The organism is Mycolicibacterium arseniciresistens, assembly GCF_030519285.1.
GTDB lineage: Bacteria > Actinomycetota > Actinomycetes > Mycobacteriales > Mycobacteriaceae > Mycobacterium > Mycobacterium arseniciresistens.
In genome coordinates this window covers 1-17,603 of record NZ_JAUMSQ010000038.1, presented here as the reverse complement: position 1 = coordinate 17,603, position 17,603 = coordinate 1, and the positions used below count along the sequence as shown (strand labels likewise).

General features: G+C 68.8%; 22 protein-coding genes. 17 read left to right on the top strand and 5 right to left on the bottom strand.

Going from position 1 to position 17,603, the window contains the following annotated elements:
* Positions 1 to 606: 606 nt before the first annotated feature.
* Both htpG and Q2100_RS08175 read left to right on the top strand, forming a co-directional pair.
* A complete protein-coding gene (htpG, locus tag Q2100_RS08180; RefSeq protein WP_264013695.1) occupies positions 607 to 2,541 on the top strand; it encodes a molecular chaperone HtpG in 1,935 nt (644 codons plus the stop codon).
* 91 nt (positions 2,542 to 2,632) lie between these two features.
* Positions 2,633 to 4,372, top strand: coding sequence for an AMP-binding protein (locus tag Q2100_RS08175; protein ID WP_302913606.1), 1,740 nt, complete (start codon positions 2,633 to 2,635; stop codon positions 4,370 to 4,372).
* Between the two features lie 13 nt (positions 4,373 to 4,385).
* Here Q2100_RS08175 and Q2100_RS08170 read toward each other — a convergent pair whose 3' ends face one another.
* Positions 4,386 to 5,321, bottom strand: a complete 936-nt coding sequence (locus tag Q2100_RS08170; protein ID WP_264013697.1) for a manganese catalase family protein — start codon at positions 5,319 to 5,321, stop codon at positions 4,386 to 4,388.
* 163 nt (positions 5,322 to 5,484) lie between these two features.
* Here Q2100_RS08170 and Q2100_RS08165 point away from each other — a divergent pair, with 163 nt between their 5' ends.
* A complete protein-coding gene (locus Q2100_RS08165; protein ID WP_302913605.1) occupies positions 5,485 to 5,607 on the top strand; it encodes a hypothetical protein in 123 nt (40 codons plus the stop codon).
* Between the two features lie 62 nt (positions 5,608 to 5,669).
* Here Q2100_RS08165 and Q2100_RS08160 read toward each other — a convergent pair whose 3' ends face one another.
* Positions 5,670 to 5,933, bottom strand: a complete 264-nt coding sequence (locus Q2100_RS08160; protein WP_302913604.1) for a hypothetical protein — start codon at positions 5,931 to 5,933, stop codon at positions 5,670 to 5,672.
* Positions 5,934 to 6,050: 117 nt separating this feature from the next.
* Between Q2100_RS08160 and Q2100_RS08155 the strand changes: the two genes are divergently transcribed.
* From Q2100_RS08155 to Q2100_RS08110, 11 genes are all read left to right on the top strand, one after another.
* Positions 6,051 to 7,394: a lipase family protein gene (locus tag Q2100_RS08155; RefSeq protein WP_302913603.1), complete on the top strand. Its 1,344-nt coding sequence runs from the start codon at positions 6,051 to 6,053 to the stop codon at positions 7,392 to 7,394.
* A gap of 89 nt (positions 7,395 to 7,483) precedes the next feature.
* Complete coding sequence (locus Q2100_RS31835) at positions 7,484 to 7,663, top strand: hypothetical protein (RefSeq protein ID WP_264013701.1); 180 nt, start codon at positions 7,484 to 7,486, stop codon at positions 7,661 to 7,663.
* 66 nt (positions 7,664 to 7,729) lie between these two features.
* On the top strand, positions 7,730 to 8,311 hold the full coding sequence (locus tag Q2100_RS08150; RefSeq protein ID WP_302913602.1) for a TetR/AcrR family transcriptional regulator: 582 nt from the start codon (positions 7,730 to 7,732) through the stop codon (positions 8,309 to 8,311).
* A gap of 5 nt (positions 8,312 to 8,316) precedes the next feature.
* Positions 8,317 to 9,150 carry an enoyl-CoA hydratase/isomerase family protein gene (locus Q2100_RS08145; protein ID WP_302913601.1) on the top strand — a complete coding sequence of 278 codons (834 nt, stop codon included), beginning with the start codon at positions 8,317 to 8,319 and terminating at the stop codon, positions 9,148 to 9,150.
* 117 nt (positions 9,151 to 9,267) lie between these two features.
* A complete protein-coding gene (locus Q2100_RS08140) occupies positions 9,268 to 9,720 on the top strand; it encodes a VOC family protein (protein ID WP_302913600.1) in 453 nt (150 codons plus the stop codon).
* A 25-nt stretch (positions 9,721 to 9,745) separates the two neighbouring features.
* Positions 9,746 to 10,276, top strand: coding sequence for a nuclear transport factor 2 family protein (locus Q2100_RS08135; RefSeq protein WP_302913610.1), 531 nt, complete (start codon positions 9,746 to 9,748; stop codon positions 10,274 to 10,276).
* Between the two features lies 1 nt (position 10,277).
* Complete coding sequence (locus tag Q2100_RS08130) at positions 10,278 to 11,210, top strand: NAD-dependent epimerase/dehydratase family protein (protein WP_302913599.1); 933 nt, start codon at positions 10,278 to 10,280, stop codon at positions 11,208 to 11,210.
* On the top strand, positions 11,207 to 11,533 hold the full coding sequence (locus Q2100_RS08125) for a putative quinol monooxygenase (RefSeq protein ID WP_264013706.1): 327 nt from the start codon (positions 11,207 to 11,209) through the stop codon (positions 11,531 to 11,533). Before Q2100_RS08130 ends, Q2100_RS08125 begins: the two co-directional genes overlap by 4 nt.
* On the top strand, positions 11,530 to 11,925 hold the full coding sequence (locus tag Q2100_RS08120) for a nuclear transport factor 2 family protein (RefSeq protein ID WP_302913598.1): 396 nt from the start codon (positions 11,530 to 11,532) through the stop codon (positions 11,923 to 11,925). Before Q2100_RS08125 ends, Q2100_RS08120 begins: the two co-directional genes overlap by 4 nt.
* 98 nt (positions 11,926 to 12,023) lie before the next feature.
* Positions 12,024 to 12,431, top strand: coding sequence for a YciI family protein (locus Q2100_RS08115; RefSeq protein WP_302913597.1), 408 nt, complete (start codon positions 12,024 to 12,026; stop codon positions 12,429 to 12,431).
* Positions 12,432 to 12,442: 11 nt separating this feature from the next.
* Positions 12,443 to 13,606: an RNA polymerase sigma factor gene (locus Q2100_RS08110; protein ID WP_302913609.1), complete on the top strand. Its 1,164-nt coding sequence runs from the start codon at positions 12,443 to 12,445 to the stop codon at positions 13,604 to 13,606.
* Here the strand turns inward: Q2100_RS08110 and Q2100_RS08105 are convergent.
* Positions 13,545 to 13,880: a hypothetical protein gene (locus tag Q2100_RS08105; protein ID WP_302913596.1), complete on the bottom strand. Its 336-nt coding sequence runs from the start codon at positions 13,878 to 13,880 to the stop codon at positions 13,545 to 13,547. The two genes, Q2100_RS08110 and Q2100_RS08105, sit on opposite strands and share 62 nt — an antisense overlap.
* A gap of 175 nt (positions 13,881 to 14,055) precedes the next feature.
* Between Q2100_RS08105 and Q2100_RS08100 the strand changes: the two genes are divergently transcribed.
* On the top strand, positions 14,056 to 14,700 hold the full coding sequence (locus tag Q2100_RS08100; protein WP_302913595.1) for a dihydrofolate reductase family protein: 645 nt from the start codon (positions 14,056 to 14,058) through the stop codon (positions 14,698 to 14,700).
* 7 nt (positions 14,701 to 14,707) lie between these two features.
* Here Q2100_RS08100 and Q2100_RS08095 read toward each other — a convergent pair whose 3' ends face one another.
* On the bottom strand, positions 14,708 to 14,869 hold the full coding sequence (locus Q2100_RS08095; protein ID WP_302913594.1) for a hypothetical protein: 162 nt from the start codon (positions 14,867 to 14,869) through the stop codon (positions 14,708 to 14,710).
* A 132-nt stretch (positions 14,870 to 15,001) separates the two neighbouring features.
* Here Q2100_RS08095 and Q2100_RS08090 point away from each other — a divergent pair, with 132 nt between their 5' ends.
* Both Q2100_RS08090 and Q2100_RS08085 read left to right on the top strand, forming a co-directional pair.
* The gene (locus Q2100_RS08090; protein ID WP_407667596.1) at positions 15,002 to 15,973 is read left to right on the top strand and encodes a methylenetetrahydrofolate reductase; all 972 of its coding nucleotides are present in this window, start codon (positions 15,002 to 15,004) and stop codon (positions 15,971 to 15,973) included.
* The gene (locus Q2100_RS08085) at positions 15,970 to 16,725 is read left to right on the top strand and encodes a class I SAM-dependent methyltransferase (RefSeq protein WP_302913592.1); all 756 of its coding nucleotides are present in this window, start codon (positions 15,970 to 15,972) and stop codon (positions 16,723 to 16,725) included. Before Q2100_RS08090 ends, Q2100_RS08085 begins: the two co-directional genes overlap by 4 nt.
* Before the next feature lie 10 nt (positions 16,726 to 16,735).
* Here Q2100_RS08085 and Q2100_RS08080 read toward each other — a convergent pair.
* Positions 16,736 to 17,603: amidase (locus tag Q2100_RS08080; RefSeq protein WP_302913591.1), on the bottom strand; the 868-nt coding region annotated here is incomplete at its 5' end.

The window sequence follows — 17,603 nt, the reverse complement described above, 5'->3', positions numbered from 1 at the left end:
AATCGCCGGAGTTCTTCGCGGGCGGGTCCGGTGTGCGTCAGCAAGCAGTAGATCAGCAACGTTAATTGCGCGCACGTCGAGTTGTCTCGCGATCGGCGCAATCCACGGCCGAGGCGGCGGTGGGAACGATCTTGAATTTCCCGGTACTGGTACCGGCGTCTCGATCGACGTTCGCTGTCCGGCGAGCTTAATCCGTGTCCCCAGGGCGTGGCGCTGATTCGGTCATTCGCGACGTGACGTCGTGAGGGTATGGGCGCACGGACCGCCCGAAACGCCGTGCAGCAGCACCTACGCGGACGTCGCGGAGGCGATGCGCGGTACGCCGTGGACGCGGGACCCGTGCCCGGCCAAGGTCGTCCGGCGGTGCCAGGCCCGATGTCGCCGCTTCGGGCGGAATTGTTTGCCTTACATGCCGCTGAACGGCGTTGTCCCTACAAGGGGCTGATAGAGGCGGGCTCTGCGGAATTGCAGAAATTGCTTATTTCCGCGCAGTTGCACGCGCCCGCCGAGCAAACCGGCCAACCGGCCATGCCGTGCGGCGCCGACAGACGGGCTCGGTATCATCTTTCGGGCAATCCGCAAATATCGAGGGCCGGACGGAATGACATGACCGCACACGTCGAGCAGTTGGAGTTCCAGGCGGAAGCGCGCCAACTGCTGGATCTGATGATCCACTCGGTGTACTCGAACAAGGACTCCTTCCTCCGCGAGTTGATCTCGAACTCCTCCGATGCGCTGGACAAGCTGCGTCTGGAATCGTTGCGGAACAAGGACCTGGACGTCGACACCTCTGACCTCCACATCGAGCTCGAGGTGAACAAGGAGCAACGCCTGCTGACCGTCAGGGACAACGGCATCGGTATGACGCGTGCCGAGGTCGTCGATCTGATCGGCACCCTCGCGAAGTCGGGTACGGCGGAGGTCCGCCGGAAACTGCGTGAGGCCAAGAACGCCGCCGCATCCGAGGAGCTCATCGGCCAGTTCGGCATCGGTTTCTACTCGACGTTCATGGTGGCCGACGAGGTCGTGCTGCTCACCCGCAAGGCCGGCGAGGGCGCCGCAACCCGTTGGGTGTCCAGCGGTGACGGCACCTACACCGTCGAATCCGTCGACGATGCCCCGCAGGGCACGTCGGTGACGCTGCACCTGAAGCCCGAGGACGCAGAGGACGAGCTGCACGACTACACCTCGGAGTGGAAGATCCGGGAGCTGGTGAAGAAGTACTCCGACTTCATCGCCTGGCCCATCCGGATGCAGGTCGAGCGGCGTTCCCCCGCCCCGGAGGAGGGCGCAGAGGAACAGGCCACGGTCGAGACGCAGACCCTCAACTCGATGAAGGCGCTGTGGACGAAGTCGAAAGACGAGGTCCCCGAGGAGGAATACAAGGAGTTCTACAAGCACGTCGCGCACGCCTGGGACGACCCGCTCGAGGTCATCGCGATGAAGGCGGAGGGCACCTTCGAGTACCAGGCGCTGCTGTTCATTCCCTCGCACGCACCGTTCGACCTGTTCACCAGGGATGCCAGGACCGGTGTGCAGCTGTACGTCAAGCGCGTCTTCGTCATGGCCGACTGCGACCAGCTGATCCCCGGCTACCTGCGCTTCGTCAAGGGTGTGGTCGATGCAGAGGACATGTCGCTCAACGTGTCCCGCGAGATCCTGCAGCAGGACCGGCAGCTCACCGCGATCCGTCGACGGCTGACCAAGAAGGTCCTCTCGACGATCAAGACGGTGCAGGCGGAGCGACCGCAGGACTACGCCACCCTGTGGACGCAGTTCGGCGCGGTCCTCAAAGAGGGCCTGATGTCGGACGTCGACAACCAGGACACGCTGTTGCGCATCTCGTCGTTCGCCTCCACACACAGCGACGACGAACTCACGACGTTGGCGTCGTACGTCGAGCGCATGAAGGACGGTCAGAAGCAGATCTTCTACGCCACCGGGCAATCACGGGAGCAACTGCTGAAGTCGCCACATCTCGAGGCGTTCAAGGCCAAGGGCTACGAGGTGCTGCTGCTCACCGACCCCGTCGACGAGGTGTGGGTCGGATCGGTGCCCGAGTTCGACGGCAAACCGCTGCAATCGGTCGCCAAGGGCGAGGTCGACCTCGACTCCGACGACGAGAAGGCCGCGCACGAAGAGGAGCGCGAGGAGCAGCAACGGGACTTCGCCGACCTGCTGACCTGGCTCAAGGAGACGCTGGCCGAACACGTCAAGGAGGTGCGGTTGTCGACGCGCCTCACCGAGTCGCCCGCCTGCCTGATCACCGACACGTTCGGCATCACGCCGGCGCTCGCGCGAATGTACAAGGCTTCCGGACAGGCGATACCCGTCGGGAAGCGCATCCTCGAACTCAATCCGAAGCACGCACTCGTCACCGGCCTGCAGCAGGCGCACCAGAGCCGCGGCGCCGACGACCCTTCCCTCGGCGAGACCGCCGAACTGCTCTACGGCACTGCGCTTCTCGCCGAAGGCGACGTGCCCGACGACCCGGCGAGATTCGCCGGCCTGCTCGCGAACCGGCTGTCCCGCACGGTCTAGAACCCGTCACACCGCGAAAGAGGTGGTGCCAAGTGAGCCAGCAAACGTCATTTCGGCGCGTTCGGAAGAGTCCTCACGGTAGGTTGTGCACGTGACCGAGACCTCGATCCCCGGCGTGCTGCTCGAGCGTGCGAGCTTGCAGCCCAATGACACAGCGTTCACCTTCGTCGATTACGACAAGGACTGGAACGGCGTCGCGGAGAGCCTGACGTGGTCGCAGCTCTACCGGCGCACAGTGAATGTCGCCAACCGCCTCGAGGAATGCGGATCCGAGGGGGATCGTGCCGTCATCCTCGCGCCGCAGGGAATGGATTACGTCGTCGCCTTCCTCGGCGCACTGCAGGCCGGCCAGATCGCGGTCCCGCTCTCGGTGCCCATGGGCGGTGCCACCGACGAGCGGGTGAGCTCGGTGATGACCGACGCGTCGCCTGCCGTGGTGATCACCACCTCGGCGGTCTCGGGCGTCGTCGGGGAGTACGTCGTGCCAGGTGCGGACGGGGCCGCCCCGGCCGTGGTCGAGATCGACTCGTTGGACCTCGACGGATCGATGGGTTCCGGCGCAGGCCGGGAGGACTTCCCGGACAACGCATTCCTGCAGTACACGTCCGGTTCCACCCGCACGCCCGCGGGCGTCGTGATGTCGCACAGCAACATCCTCGAGAACTTCCGGCAGTGGGCCGCCGGGTACTTCTACGCCTTCGGAAACACCGCGCCGCCCGGAACCACCGTGGTGTCGTGGCTGCCGTTCTACCACGACATGGGTCTCTACCTCGGCGTGTGCGCACCTGTCCTCTTGGGCGTTCCCGCCGTCCTGACCAGCCCGGTGTCATTCCTGCAGAGGCCCGCTCGGTGGATGCAGTTGGCGGCGGGCAACACCAGGGCCTACACCGCGGGCCCGAACTTCGCCTTCGAGGTGGCGGCGCGCAAGACCTCGGACGAGGACATGGCCGGCCTCGACCTCTCGGACGTGCTGGTCATCGCGACCGGTGCGGAGCGGGTTCACCCGGCCACCCTGGAGCGGTTCACCCAGCGGTTCACGTCCCTTGGTCTGGACCCAGCGGTGATCCGGCCCTCCTACGGGCTCGCCGAGGCGACCGTGTACGTGGCGACCGACACCACCCCCGCGCCGCCGTCGATCGTGCGGTTCGAATCGGAGAAGCTGACGGCGGGCAAGGCCGAGCGAAGCGCGGACCAAGCCGGCACGCCGCTGGTCAGCTACGGGACGCCGGCGTCGCCGATGGTGCGCATCGTCGATCCCGACACCGGCACCGAGTGCCCGGCGGGCACCGTCGGTGAGATCTGGGTGCACGGCGACAACGTCGCGAAGGGCTACTGGCAGAAGCCGGAGGAGACCGCCAAGACGTTCGGCGCATCCATCGTGACCCCGTCGGCGGGTACGCCGGAGGGCCCGTGGCTGCGCACCGGTGACTCGGGCTTCCTGTCCGACGGCGAGATGTTCATCATCGGCCGCATCAAGGACCTCCTGATCGTCTACGGCCGCAACCATTCCCCTGACGACATCGAGGCCACGGTGCAGGAGATCTCGCGGGGCCGCTGCGCGGCGATCGCGGTCCCGGACAGTCAGACCGAGAAGCTCGTGGTGATCGTGGAGGTGAAGCGAAAGGGCGCCACCGACGAGGAGGTCGCCGATCACCTCAACCGGCTAAAGGGCGAGGTGGCGTCGGCGATTTCGAACACGCACGGACTCAGCGTCGCCGACCTGGTGCTGGTGGGCCCCGGTGCCATTCCGATCACCACGAGCGGCAAGGTCCGGCGGGCGTCGTGTGTCGAGCAGTACCGACACGGTCAGTTCGCCCGCGCGGACGCTTAGCCGCCCGTAGCCGTCAGGACTTCTCGATCGAGTCGATCTCCACCTCGGCGGTCGCCTGGATCAGGGCCAACAGTTCCTTGTCCAGGCCCGGCGCGAACTCCTCGCGGCGTTCCGGTGCGATGGTCATCGGGAAGCCCTCGGGCATCACGGCGGTGCTCAGCTCGGTGCCGTCGTTCGAGGGCGAGGCGCCACGGTAGAGCTTCGCCGCCTGGCTCGCGTCGTCGGCGTCGAAGGTGAACTGGACGCTCTGCAGGCCCTTGTCGAGCAGCTTCTTCACCTCGGGGAACTGCTCGGCATTGGTCTTCGGGATGGGCAGCACGGCACCCCAGTTGACGCCGAGACTCTCCAGCGCCTTGGCGAAGGCGTTCTCGTGCGCCTGGTCGCGCACGATGAGGTACGAGATCGTCGAGCGCGCCGTCTTGTTGGCCGTCATCTCGTAGATGCGGCACTTCTGCAGCCGCCCGGTCGACTCGAGCATCAGGTTGTAGAGCAGGTCGAGCACCAGGTTGCCGCTGTTGTAGACATAGGACCCCAGCCAGGGGTTGCCCGCCGCGTCGACGGGCATCGCGCCCTGGGCGCCGACCAGGTAGTGGTGGATGTTGCTGTGGTCCAGTGCGATCTTCAGCGGCGTCGCGCCCTTGGCGCCCGGCTTGTCCACCGGATCGGTCGGCTTGCCCTGGTACTCCGGTGAGCCGTCGAGCAACCGCGAGATGGTGGTGCCGATCAGCTCCACATGGCTGATCTCCTCGGTGCCCACCCCCTGCAGCAGGTCCTTGTAGGGCTTGGCCGTCACGTCGCCACGGAAGTTCATGCTCTGGAACAGGTACTGCATCATCGTGCGCATCTCGCCGAACTGGCCGCCGAGGCCCTCCTGCAGCGCGTTCGCCGCAGCGGGATCGGGCTCGTCGACGGCGATCTCGTTGATCAGTTGCTGGGTGTGTAGGTACATCTGTCTCTCCCTGTGGTCGCCACCGCCCGTGGAGTTGGGCAGCGCGTAGAGGACTACCCAATCCCTGGCGTCGAACCCGGATGCGCCCCACCAATCTTGAGATTGCCCGCGGACCCCACCGGGTACTGCTGCACGGACCGACCATCGATAAGGAGCGCAGCGAATGACGTCTCAGGAACCCACCACACCCGCGACCGAGGCCGCCGAGGACGAGGTGCTCGCACCGGCCACGCCCGGCGCCGAGGCACTTCCGGCGGACGATTCCGGAGATTCCGCGCAGAAGTAGCCGCCGTACAACGCAAGAACGGGTCGCTGTGTGAACAGCGACCCGTTCTGATGTGCGCCTGGTCAGGCCTGCTTGGAGTACCGGATGAGGAAGGCGGCGGACACCACCGCCGCACCGACGCCCACCGCGACCCAGATCACCGCGGAGAAGATCAGCGACGCCGCCGAGATTCCGACACCGGAGAGCACCGAGGCCGAGTACAGCAGCCAGAACACGCGGTAGAGCGACCACAGCGCGGTCATGCCGGCGAAGATGCCGAGCACCAGGCTGGGGGTGCGCTCCACGCGGTCGACCTGCTCCTGGACGCGGGTGGGGATGATGTTCATCGTTTGCTTCCTTTCGTCGTGCGCGCCGCTGCGGCGTCGCCATGACGGCAAGTGAAGTCGTGTCCAGCAGCTACCGATCCCAAACTGCGGCCCGCTCGGAGGGGATACCGTATGACGATGGAGCGCCCGGGGTTTGCCGAGGATGGTGGTGAGTGGTCCGCGCCGCACGAGGAACTCCGCGCCGGGGCGCGCCCGGTGCTGCCCGGTGACGACCCGTTCTATCAACCGCCGCCAGGATTCGAGCGGACCGCACCCGGCACGGTGCTGCGGTCCCGCGACGTGCAGTTGGCGTTCCTCGGGGTGATCCCGCAGCGCTTCACCGCCACCCAACTGCTCTACCGGACCACCGACCTGGACGACGCGGCGTCGACCACCGTCACCACGGTGCTGACGCCATCGGAGCGGACACCCGACATGGCCTGCCCGATCCTGTCCTACCAGTGCGCGATCGACGCCGTCACGGGCCGCTGTTTCCCGTCCTATGCCCTGCGTAGGAGGGCCAAGGCCGCGGGCTCGCTGGCGCAGTTCGAGTTGTTGCTGATCGTCGCCGCACTCGCCGAGGGCTGGGCGGTGTCGGTGCCCGACCACGGCGGACCGCACGGGGTGTTCGGGGCTCCCTTCGAGCCCGGCTACTGCGTGCTCGACGGTCTGCGTGCGGCGCTGAACTTCGAACCGCTCGGCCTTTCCGCGTCGGCGCCGATCGGCCTGTGGGGGTACTCCGGCGGCGGACTGGCCGCCGCGTGGGCCGCCGAGATGTACGACGGCTACGCGCCGGAACTCAACGTCGTCGGCGCCGTCCTCGGATCACCCGTCGGCGACCTCGGGAGCACCTATCACCGCCTCAACGGCAAGTTCTTCTCCGGCCTGCCGACGATGGTGGTCGCCGCCCTGATGCACAGCTATCCCGACCTGAAGCGGGTCATGGAGGAACACGCCAGTGCCGAAGGCAAGGCGCTGTTCGAGAAACTCACGAAGATGACGACCGCGCAGGCGGTGGTGCGGCTGAGGAAGCAGGACATGGCCGGCATGCTGGACCATCCGATCGAGGAGATCCTGCAGATGCCCGAGGTCCAGCACGTCTTCGACAACATCAGACTCGGCATCGCCGCCCCCACCATGCCCGTGCTGATCGTGCAGGCGGTGCACGACCGCATCATCTCGGTCGACGACATCGACCGGCTGGCAGCCACATACGCCGCCGGAGGCACGAATGTCACCTATCACCGCGACAAGTTCTGCGAGCACATCCTGCTGCACCCGTTGTCCGCCCCGATGGCGCTCCGGTGGCTGCGCGACCGCTTCGACGGCAGGCCGGTCGACGAGAACCGCCTGCGTACGACGTGGCCGACGGTGTTCAACCCGTCGACGTACCGCGGACTGGGCAGGCTCGCCGTGGTGAGCGCGAAGGTGATCACCGGGCGGGGCGTCGAGCGTCGCCCGCTGTCGGCGACCGACCGCTGAGCGCGCTTCCGCCCGTGCTTGAAAATTAAAATTCTGCACCCTGTGTCAAAAGACATTCCGAGTCAAGATCAGCCAGTAATTTCCTCGGCATGGTGGGCGTCACCGGTGGGACGTGTCCGCGATGTGGCGCGGCACTGGTCGAGATCGAATCGCGGGCTGCGTGGAGATGTCCGCCGCGTGAGGGGGCGGATCACTTCTACATGCGATGGGACGGCGGCGGCGAGTCCTACGCCGTCATCGATCCGGACAACGTCTACAAACCTTTTTGAAACGACCCGCGCGGTCGAACCCGATCTCTTGACAGAGGATTACTTGGTAACACTAGAGTGATCCTCGTGCCGACGCGTGGTGGTGGTGACGCCAGGAACCGGTTGCTGACCACGGCCCGCCGCCGCTTCGCCGCCGACGGGGCGTTGTCGCCGACCCTCGACGAGGTGCGCCGCGAGGCCGAGGTCAGCGTCGGCGCCCTCTACCACCACTTCCCGGACAAGCGGGCGCTGGCTGCGGCGGTGTTCGCGCAGCTGATCCGCGAGTACCAGGACGGGTTCCTCGAGGCGCTCGTCAAGCAACCGACCGCCGAGGGCGGCATCCGGGCGGGCGTCGTCCACCACCTCCGCTGGGTCGTCGCCCATCGTGCCGAAGCCGCACTGCTGCTTGGGGATCGGCTCGACAGCGCCGAACTGCAGGACGCCAACCGCCGGTTCTTCTCCGCCGTCGGTGACTGGTGGCGGCCCCACCACGCCTACGGAGTGCTCGGCCCGATGCAGCCCGGGATCACCTCAGCGCTGTGGCTCGGGCCCGCGCAGGAGTACAGCAGGTACTGGCTGGCAGGCACCGCCGCGAAGATCTCCAGCCGAACCGTCGAGACGTTCGCCGCCGCCGCATGGGCGGCGCTGCGACAGCACGCCGAGGAGTGAACTCCATGTCGGAAGACTCGCTGTACCGCAAGATCCTCGCCGAGGGCGACGACCCCTCCGCCCCGGCCCGGATGCACGTCGACCGGCGCGGTGACCGCGCGGTGATCACCCTCGACGAACCGGACCGCCTCAACGTGCTGTCGGCACCGCTGGTCCGCCAGCTGCGGCGCGCACTGGTGGCGCTGGCCGACGACGTCGACGTCCGCACCGTCGTGCTGACCGGCGCCGACCCCGGCTTCAGTGCCGGCGGCGATCTGCAGATGATGCGCACCGCGATCGACCACCTCGACGCCGACGAGGGAACCACCGACATCTGGCGGTGGATCCGGCGCGAGTTCGGCGGTGTCGCACGGACCATCGCGGGATCGGACACCATCTTCGTCGCGGCGCTCAACGGGCCTGCCGCGGGCGTCGGGCTGGCCTGGGCCCTGACGTGCGACGTCGTCATCGCCAGCGAGCGGGCGGTGCTGGTGCCCGCCTTCGGGCGGCTGGGACTGATCCCGGAGGTGGGCACCAGCTGGGCGCTCACCCGCCGGCTCGGCTACCAGGGGGCGCTGGCCTTCTTCCTGCGCGGCGAACACATCGACGCGCAGACCGCACGCGAGCTCGGGTTGGTGCAGGAGGTGGTCGAGCACGACCAGCTGCTGCAGGCGGCCGACGACTGGTGCACCCGCGTCGCACAACTGCCCGCCCACGCGGTGGCCATGACCAAGTCACTGCTGCGCGGCGCCGCCGACACGAGCTGGCATCAGTCGTTGGCGTTCGAGGAGTTCGCCGAGCCGAACTGCTTCTCCACCGCGGCATTCGCCGGCAGCGTCGGCGCCATGCTCGGACGCTGAGTCACCCGGAGCGCATCGCATCGGTGCGACGAAACGCCCACCATGACGCTGAGCGGGCGCTTAGCATGGCGAGGGCGCCGTCGCTCCGACCGGCTCTCTTCGCACGGGAGGTTCGCCTTGCCGAATCAGCTCCACCACGTCGTCATGCGCAGCCATGCCGCAGGCACCTTCATCCGCTTCCTGACCGACGTGGTCGGTATGGAGGTTCAGGGCGCGTTCCACGTTCCCGGTGAGGTGCTGCAGGCCACGTTGGGCTGGCCCCCCTCCGACGGCGCCGAGGTGACGATGCTCGGCGGCGGCGACGCCGGGCTGATCGAGGTCCTCGACGTCCCCGCACACCTCCGCGAGGTGGCGCCGGAAGGGCTGGCCGCACTGTCCTTCCTGACCGACGACTACCGCAACGTGCAGGACAGGGCCCGCACGATGGCCGACGACGTCACGGTCCTCTTCGGCGACGTGCCCGGCGTCGACCTGTTCTTCTGCACCATGGGCGGCGTTCCGATGGAGTTCATGGGCAGCTACGACGCCGACAGCGCCGCGACTGTGGCGGCGAGCGGCGGAGCGCAGTGAGTCGACGTGCGGATCGGTGGTCACGGTGGACGATGCCGCGGCACTGACGGACATCGAGGCGATCAAGCTGCTGAAGGCCCGGTACTGCCGATACCTCGACGCCAAGGACTGGGTCGCGTGGCGGAGCCTGCTGGGTGACGACTTCACCAGCGAGATCGCGGGCGCGGGAGGCAGGCAGACCGTGGGCGCCGACGAGTTCGTCGCCTACACCCGTAGAACCATCGGGAAGCCGTCGCAGCCGACCGTGCACCATGTCCACGCCCCGGAGATCACGCTGACATCGGCGACGACCGCCCACGGTGTGTGGGCACTCAAGGACGTCGTTCGCCTCATCCCGATGGTGACCCTGCACGGCTACGGCCACTACCACGAGACCTACGAGAAGTGCGACAACCGTTGGCGCATCACATCTTCGCGCTTGACCCGGCTGCGGGAGGACGTCGCGATCCCACTCCTGCCGGCCGCCCTCGCCACCCGACTACGCGTCGCCGCAGCGAAACTGGCGCGCCGCACCTCTCGCGCCATGCCGAGTTCTCCGACGAACGAAGAAGGCTGACATGAACAAGATCTCGGGACGCCGCGTCCTCGTCACCGGAGCCAGCGGGGTGGTGGCCTTCCCCGTCGCCGTCGAGCTCGCCAAGAACAACGAGGTGTACGCGGTGTCCCGGTTCTCCGATCCGGAGCAGAGCCGGAGCCTCGAACAGGCGGGCGCCCGCCCGATCCCGTTCGACCTCGCGAATCCGGATCTGTCGGCGCTGCCCGAAGCGGTCGACGTCGTGATCAACTACGCGGTGCTGCCGCCGACCCACCCAGACGCCTATGAGGTCAACGCGGGCGCCACCGGACGCCTGGCCCGGCGCTACCGCGACTGCGAGGCCTTTGTACACGGCAGCACCGGATCGCTGTACGCCTATCAGGGCGAGCGTCCGCTGCGGGAGGACGACGCCTACGGGCTGCACGCGTCGGCGGAGAACTACGCCGCGAGCAAGATCGCGGCCGAATTCCTGGTGAGGCATCTGAGCACGGATTACCGACTGCCCGCGACCATCGTCCGCATCTTCTCCTTCTACGGTCCGCGCGGCGGCGGGGTCACCCAGCGGATCGACCAGATCATGCGCGGACAGCCGGTCAGCGTCTATCCCGGCGTCCGTAACGTGCACACGCCGCTGTACGAGGACGACTACGTCGAGAAGACCATCGCCGCTGCGGGAATCGCCGAGATCGGGGCCAACGTCGTCAACATCGGTGGCACCGAACCGGTGACGACGCAGGAGTACTGCCGGATGGCCGGCGAGATCCTCGGCAGGGAGCCCGTCTTCACGGAGAACAGCAAGGCGTGGCCGATCTGGGCCGACACCACGAAGATGGTGGAACTCCTCGGCCCCAACAAGGTCTCGGTGCGCGAAGGTGTCCGACGCACGATCGACGCGGCGCAGAACCGGCTGAACACCTCCCATCACGTCATCGGCGAGCCGGCGCCCACCCGGTGATCACGTTCATCGTGCACCTGCGGGTGCCGCCCGAGAACGCCGCCGCGTTCGAGAACCTGATGACCGACGTCGCCGCCATGTCCAACGACCGCGAGCCGGGAGTCACGTACTACGGCTTCGCCAAGAGCGTCGACGAGCCCGACACCTACGTGGCCGTCGAGGTGTACCGGGATCAGGCGGCCGTCGCCGCGCACGGTGCGGTCGAGTGGGTGACGAACTCGATACCGGAGATGTTGCGCCTCATCGAGGGCATGCCGCGGATCGTGCAGTACGTCAGTCCCGGGACCGAACCCGTCGTCACGCAGTTCGAGGAGCTGACGTGACCGGTACCAGCCTGGCTGTCGTCAGCCGGTTCGGCACCGCACTGAACCAGAACAGGCTGGACGAAGCCTGCGCGCTGTTGCACGAGGACCTCGTGGTCAACGAGGCAGGCGGCCTGCCCTACAGCGGGGACTATCACGGCCCACAAGGTTTCATGGACCTCCTGACGGCCATGACCGAGAAACTGGAACTGACCCCGGGACCGATCAACCGTGCGCCCCTGAGCGACGACACCGTCGTGTCCCGGTTCCGGCTGCGATTCACCGCGCGCGCGTCCGGCCGATTCACCGAGATGAACCTGGTGGAGATCTACACGGTCTCGGACGGTCTGATCATCGCGCTGGACGTCTACTACAAGGACCCGTCGGCCGTGACGGCCCTGCTCGCGACGTAGCCGGCGGATCAACGCCGGCGCGATGTCGAGAACGGTCCGACGGCTCCGTCCCAGGGGTGAGCGACCGACTAGGGTCGCCACGTCGAAGGGAGAAACTCATGGCAAAGTACCTGTTCCTCAAGCATTACCGGGGTGCGCCCGCGTCGGTGAACGACGTGCCGATGGACCAGTGGACGCCCGCCGAGATCGACGCGCACATGCAGTACATGCAGGACTTCGCCGACCGGCTCAAGGACAGCGGCGAATTCGTCGACAGCCAGGCGCTGGCGGCCGACGGCGCCTGGGTCCGCTCCGACGGCGAGGGAAAGCCGCCGGTGACCGACGGGCCGTTCGCCGAGACCAAGGACCTGATCGCGGGCTTCATGATCATCGACGTCGACTCCTACGAGCGTGCGGTCGAACTGGCGGGCGAGCTCTCCGCGGCGCCCGGGGCGGGAGGCCGGCCGATCCACGAGTGGCTCGAGGTGCGGCCGTTCATGTCCGCCGCCCCCGGCTCCGCCGAGTAGTCGTGCGCACGGTGGACGAGGCGCGGCTGAGGGATCTGATCCCCCAGGTCCTGGCCGTCCTCGTGCACCGCGGCGCGGACTTCGCCACCGCCGAGGACGCCGTCCAGGAAGCCCTGATGAAGGGCCTCGAGATGTGGGCGGACCAACCACCCGAGGACCCCAAGGGCTGGCTGATCACCACCGCGTGGCGCCGCTTCCTCGACCTCGCCCGATCCGACGTCGCCCGGCGCGACCGGGAGACCCGGGTGGCCGAGGAGCCGCCACCCGGGCCGGCCGAAACCGCCGACGACACGCTGGCGCTCTACTTCCTGTGCGCGCACCCGAGCCTCACCGCCGCGTCCGCCGTCGCGCTCACGCTGCGCGCCGTCGGCGGCCTGACCACCCGCCAGATCGCCCAGGCCTACCTCGTGCCGGAAGCGACGATGGCACAGCGCATCAGCCGCGCGAAACGCACCGTCGCCGACGCCCGGCTCGACCGCCCCGGCGACCTGCGCACCGTGCTGCGGGTCCTCTATCTGGTGTTCAACGAGGGCTACAGCGGCGACGTGGATCTCGCGGCGGAGGCGATCCGGCTGGCCCGGCAGCTGGCCGGCTCCACCGACGACCCGGAGGTCGCCGGACTGCTCGCGCTCTTCCTCCTCCACCACGCCCGGCGCGCCGCCAGGACCCGGGCCGACGGCAGCCTGGTACCGCTCGCCGATCAGGATCGCGGCCTGTGGCGGCGCGACCTCATCGCCGAGGGGGTGGCCGTGCTGCAGGCCGCCCTGGCACGAGACCGACTGGGGGAGTACCAGGCCCAGGCCGCGATCGCGGCCCTGCACGCCGACGCGCCCACCGCCGGCGAGACCGACTGGCCGCAGATCGTCGAGTGGTACGACGAGCTCGTCGCGCTCACCGACAGCCCCGTGGTGCGGCTCAACCGCGCTGTCGCCGTGGGAGAGGCGGACGGACCGCACGCGGGGCTCGCCGCGCTCGCCGACCTGGACCCGGGCCTGCCGCGACACACCGCGGCGAGCGCCTACCTGCACGAGAAGGCGGGCAACCTGTCCACGGCGGCCGACCTCTACGTGGTGGCGGCCGACCGTGCGCAGAACATCGCCGAGCGCAACCACCTCACGCTCTGCGCCGCCGCGCTCCGGCAACGCATCGCTGCCGAGGATCGCCGAGGGCGGTGAGCACCCGGCCCGCAACGCGGTCGGCACTGCGGAGGACACCGGCCCGCCGCGCCGCGACGACGTGGCGGGTGACGACGCCGAGCGCCTGACGGCCGCGGCCCCCGCGCGCCACCATCGCGGTGGCTGTCGCGCCACACAGGAATCCGAGCACGAAGAACCCGCGAGCGCGCCGCTTGTTCTGTCTGGCTGCCACCAGGCCGACGAGTGTGCGCGTGGTGGCGAGCACCGCGAGCGCGACCAGCAGCCACACCAGCGCCGGTCCCACCGCCTGCATGGCGCCACCTTCCGCCGCCCGTGCGCGGGCCGCCCGGCCGATTGAACACGGGTTCTGCCGGCGGCGGGAGAGCCGGCGCCGCATCGTGACCCAAACGACTGCCAAGCGTTAACCGATGAGTGTCACCGGCCGCCGAGGTCTACCGTGCATCCGTCCGGCAATCCGAGGAGAACGCGTGACCCAGCTGCTCAAAGTCCAGAACTTCACCGTCTCCAGCGACGGCTTCGGGGCGGGTGAGAACCAGAGCTTCGAGCGCCCGTTCGGCGACGCCGACCCCGGCGCCATGATGTTCTGGGCAGGCGCGACGGCGAGCTGGCCCAACCGCACGGACCCCGGTGGCAGTCGCGGTCTCGACGACTACTTCACCCGGGACTTCGCCCACAACATCGGCGCCGAGATCATGGGCCGCAACAAGTTCGGGCCGCAACGCGGACCGTGGCGCGACCACGAGTGGCAGGGCTGGTGGGGCGACGAGCCGCCGTTCCACACCCCGGTGTTCGTGATGACCCACCACGTGCGGCCGTCGTTCGCGCTGTCGGACACCACGTTCCACTTCGTCGACGACGATCCGGCGGTGGTGCTCGAGAAGGCCAGGGAAGCGGCCCAGGGCAGAGACGTCCGGCTCGGTGGCGGGGCGACCACCATCCGGCAGTTCCTCGACGCCGGACTGATCGACACCCTGCACGTGGCGGTTGCCCAGGTGGAGATCGGCGCCGGAACCCGGCTGTGGAGCTCACCCGAGGAGCTCGACGACCGGTTCCACCATGACATCGTGCCCAGTCCGAGCGGCGTCACGCACCACCTGTTCTGGCGGCGGTGAGCCCGACTCAGTTGTCGTCGCCGACGATCTGACGCTCGTGCTCGGTGCGGCGCGCCAACTCGTCGTCGTCGAGATGCTTGGGCGTCTTCGCGTGCTCCTTGCGATCAGGATGCACCTCTTCGGAGGGGATCATCACGTCGGAGAGGTCCGTCCGGTCGTCTGTAGCCATGCCGCTGTAGTTACCCTTCGGCGCGGTCGGTAATCATCGCCGCGCGCCGTCCCGCCGAGTCCGAGGCTTGCCCGCGCGGCAGGCCGGGTACATGGCTGCGAACGACCGAACAGGCGGGGGGTGATGTCGTCGATGGAACCGGACTGTCCCAAGCGGATGGAATTCGGGCCCTGCGGCGGTGTGCGTCCCGACGGTCAGTGCGAGATGCGGCCGGGTCCGTGCGCGTTCGGCGATGTGGTGCCGTGGTCCGGACCGCTGCCCAGTGCGCGACCGGCCCGCCCCCCGCTGGTGCTCACCGACTTCAGCGCCGTCCCGTTCGACGAGGCCGACATCGCCGTGACGGCGGGGATTCTCGCGCCGTCATCCGACGCCGTTCTGGTCGGCGAGCATCAGAACAAACCCGATTTCCCGCCGACGCTGATGGGCCGGCTGCTGCTCGACGCCGGGGTGACGCCGTGGATCACCCTGTCGTGCCGGGACCGCAACCGCGTGGTGCTTGAGCAGGAGTTGCGCGGGCTGTGCGCCATCGGCGTGCCCACCGTGATGTGTGTGACCGGCGACGGCCGCGGTTACGACGTGCGGCCCGAGGTCACCCAGACCTTCGATCTCGACGGCCCGCGGCTGGTCGCGCTGGCGGCAGCGGCGGGCGCCGTCGCGGCGGTACCGGAGACACCGACCGCACCGCCGATCGCCGCGCGGCCGATGCGGCTGGTGCAGAAGCAGCGGGCCGGCGCCAGCATCGCGGTGCTCAACCACGTGCCCTTTCCGGCCGACGTCTCCGCCTTCATGGCGTCGGCCCGATCGGCGGGACTGTCCATTCCGGTGGTCGCCGCGGTCGCGGTGTTCACCGACAGCATGTCCGCGTCCGTGTTGCAGAGCCTGCCCGGACTCGACCTCGATCAGGACGTCGTCGCAGAGGTGCTCGGCGCGGCGGATCCGGTCGCGGCCGGGATCGACGCGGCCGTCGCGGAGGCCAGGGCGCTGCTGGCCATCGACGGCGTCGAGGGCGTGAACATCTCGGGCCTGGCGTCGGCCGCAGGCGGCCACACCGGGGCCGAGATCAAGGCCGAGGTCGGCCGCCGAATCCGGGAGGAGTTGTCGTGAGCGAGGCGATGGAGGCCGAATTCGACACCGTCGCCGAGTGGACGGCGCAGGTGGCGGTGAAGCTGGGAGCGGAGTACCACGTTCCGGCGGGCTGCCGGGGCAGCGGGAGCCCCGCGGCGCTGGACTGGCTCTGCGAACACATGCGCCTGGCGGCGGGGGACCTACTTGTGGACTGTGGAGCGGGCGTCGGTGGCCCCGCCGCCTATGCGGCGCAGACACACTCGGTCAGACCCGTGCTGATCGAACCCGAAGCGGGGGCGTGCCGCGCGGCGCGCAGGCTGTTCGACCATCCGGTGCTGCGCGCGCTCGGATCGGCGATGCCGGTGGCCGACGGGAGCGCCGACTCCGCCTGGTCGCTCGGCGTGCTCTGCACGACTCCGGATCAGCTCGCACTGCTGCAGGAGCTGCGGCGGGTGGTGCGGCCAGGGGGGCGGATCGGACTGCTCGCCTTCGTCGCCCACGGCGCCATCGCGAACGACCAGCTCCCCGACAACCACTTCCCCACGCCCGACGCACTGCGCGACCTGGTGGCCGATGCGGAACTCGAGGTCGAGCACCGGCTCAGCACCGCCGACCTGCCCGCCATCCCCAGTGACTGGGACGAGCGTGTCGACGCGGTGACCGATGCGCTCACCGAGCGACACGGGCACGAGCGGGCCTGGCAGCTGGCCGAACGGCAGAGCGCGACGATCGGGCGGCTACTCGGCGACGGGACGCTGACCGGCGAGCTGCTGGTGCTGCGTCACGCGTGACCGCGCACGGTCAGACCGGGGCGAGCCGGTCTGCCCACGGCATCGCCCGCTCGAGTTGGGCGGCCAACTGGATGAGCGTGGACTCACCGGCGAGCGGCGCGACGAACTGCACGCCGAGCGGCAGGCCGTCTGCGGTCCAGTGCAGCGGCAGCGTGATCGCGGGCCTGCCGGTGAGATTCGCCAGCTGCGTGTACGGCACCCAGCCGAGGTTCTTGTCCACCATGTCGTCGACGATCCCGGTGAGACCCAGCAGCCGCGCGGTGCGCGTCCTGATCAGGACGTCGGCCCCCTTCTGCACCGCCACCGGGAGGTCGAACTCGCCGATCTTCGGCGGCGGGGTCGCCAGGGACGGTGTCAGCAGCAGGTCGTAGGACTCGAAGTACGTCGTCAGCCTGCGGGTGTGGTCGTGGCGCCGCTGCACGGCCGCGACGTAGTCGACACTGCTCGTCGCCCGGCCGAGCGCGGCCAGGATCAGCGTGTCCCGCTCGAACTTGTCGTCACCGGCGCCCGTCCGCCGCTTGGCGTCGTCGAGCTCCCACGCGGTGTAGACGAACCACGTGAGCAGGAAGTCGCGCGCGAGCTCGGCATCGTCGAACGGCGCCTGCGGCAACTCCTCGACGTGGTGGCCGAGCTCGGTCAGGCTCTTCACCGTCGCCTCGACAGCGGCGAAGGCCTCCCGGTGCGGTGCCGGGTTGATCGCCGACGGCACCCGCACCCCGATGCGCAGGGCCCCGGGCTCCGCGTCCACGCACGACACGAACGGCGTGGCGGGCACGCCGGGAACGAAGGGCCCGCCCGGCTCACCGCCGGCGATGACGTCGAGCATCGCCGCCGTGTCGCGCACGGTGCGGGACACGACGCCCTGCACGGCGGCGCCG

Excerpts from the sequence above, each read along its gene's own strand:
- htpG (WP_264013695.1), top strand. The coding sequence starts at position 607 with ATGACCGCACACGTCGAGCAGTTGGAGTTCCAGGCGGAAGCGCGCCAA.
- Q2100_RS08170 (WP_264013697.1), bottom strand. The coding sequence starts at position 5,321 with ATGTACCTACACACCCAGCAACTGATCAACGAGATCGCCGTCGACGAG.
- Q2100_RS08165 (WP_302913605.1), top strand. The coding sequence starts at position 5,485 with ATGACGTCTCAGGAACCCACCACACCCGCGACCGAGGCCGCCGAGGAC.
- Q2100_RS08160 (WP_302913604.1), bottom strand. The coding sequence starts at position 5,933 with ATGAACATCATCCCCACCCGCGTCCAGGAGCAGGTCGACCGCGTGGAG.
- Q2100_RS08155 (WP_302913603.1), top strand. The coding sequence starts at position 6,051 with ATGGAGCGCCCGGGGTTTGCCGAGGATGGTGGTGAGTGGTCCGCGCCG.
- Q2100_RS31835 (WP_264013701.1), top strand. The coding sequence starts at position 7,484 with ATGGTGGGCGTCACCGGTGGGACGTGTCCGCGATGTGGCGCGGCACTG.
- Q2100_RS08145 (WP_302913601.1), top strand. The coding sequence starts at position 8,317 with ATGTCGGAAGACTCGCTGTACCGCAAGATCCTCGCCGAGGGCGACGAC.
- Q2100_RS08130 (WP_302913599.1), top strand. The coding sequence starts at position 10,278 with ATGAACAAGATCTCGGGACGCCGCGTCCTCGTCACCGGAGCCAGCGGG.
- Q2100_RS08115 (WP_302913597.1), top strand. The coding sequence starts at position 12,024 with ATGGCAAAGTACCTGTTCCTCAAGCATTACCGGGGTGCGCCCGCGTCG.
- Q2100_RS08105 (WP_302913596.1), bottom strand. The coding sequence starts at position 13,880 with ATGCAGGCGGTGGGACCGGCGCTGGTGTGGCTGCTGGTCGCGCTCGCG.
- Q2100_RS08095 (WP_302913594.1), bottom strand. The coding sequence starts at position 14,869 with ATGGCTACAGACGACCGGACGGACCTCTCCGACGTGATGATCCCCTCC.
- Q2100_RS08090 (WP_407667596.1), top strand. The coding sequence starts at position 15,002 with ATGGAACCGGACTGTCCCAAGCGGATGGAATTCGGGCCCTGCGGCGGT.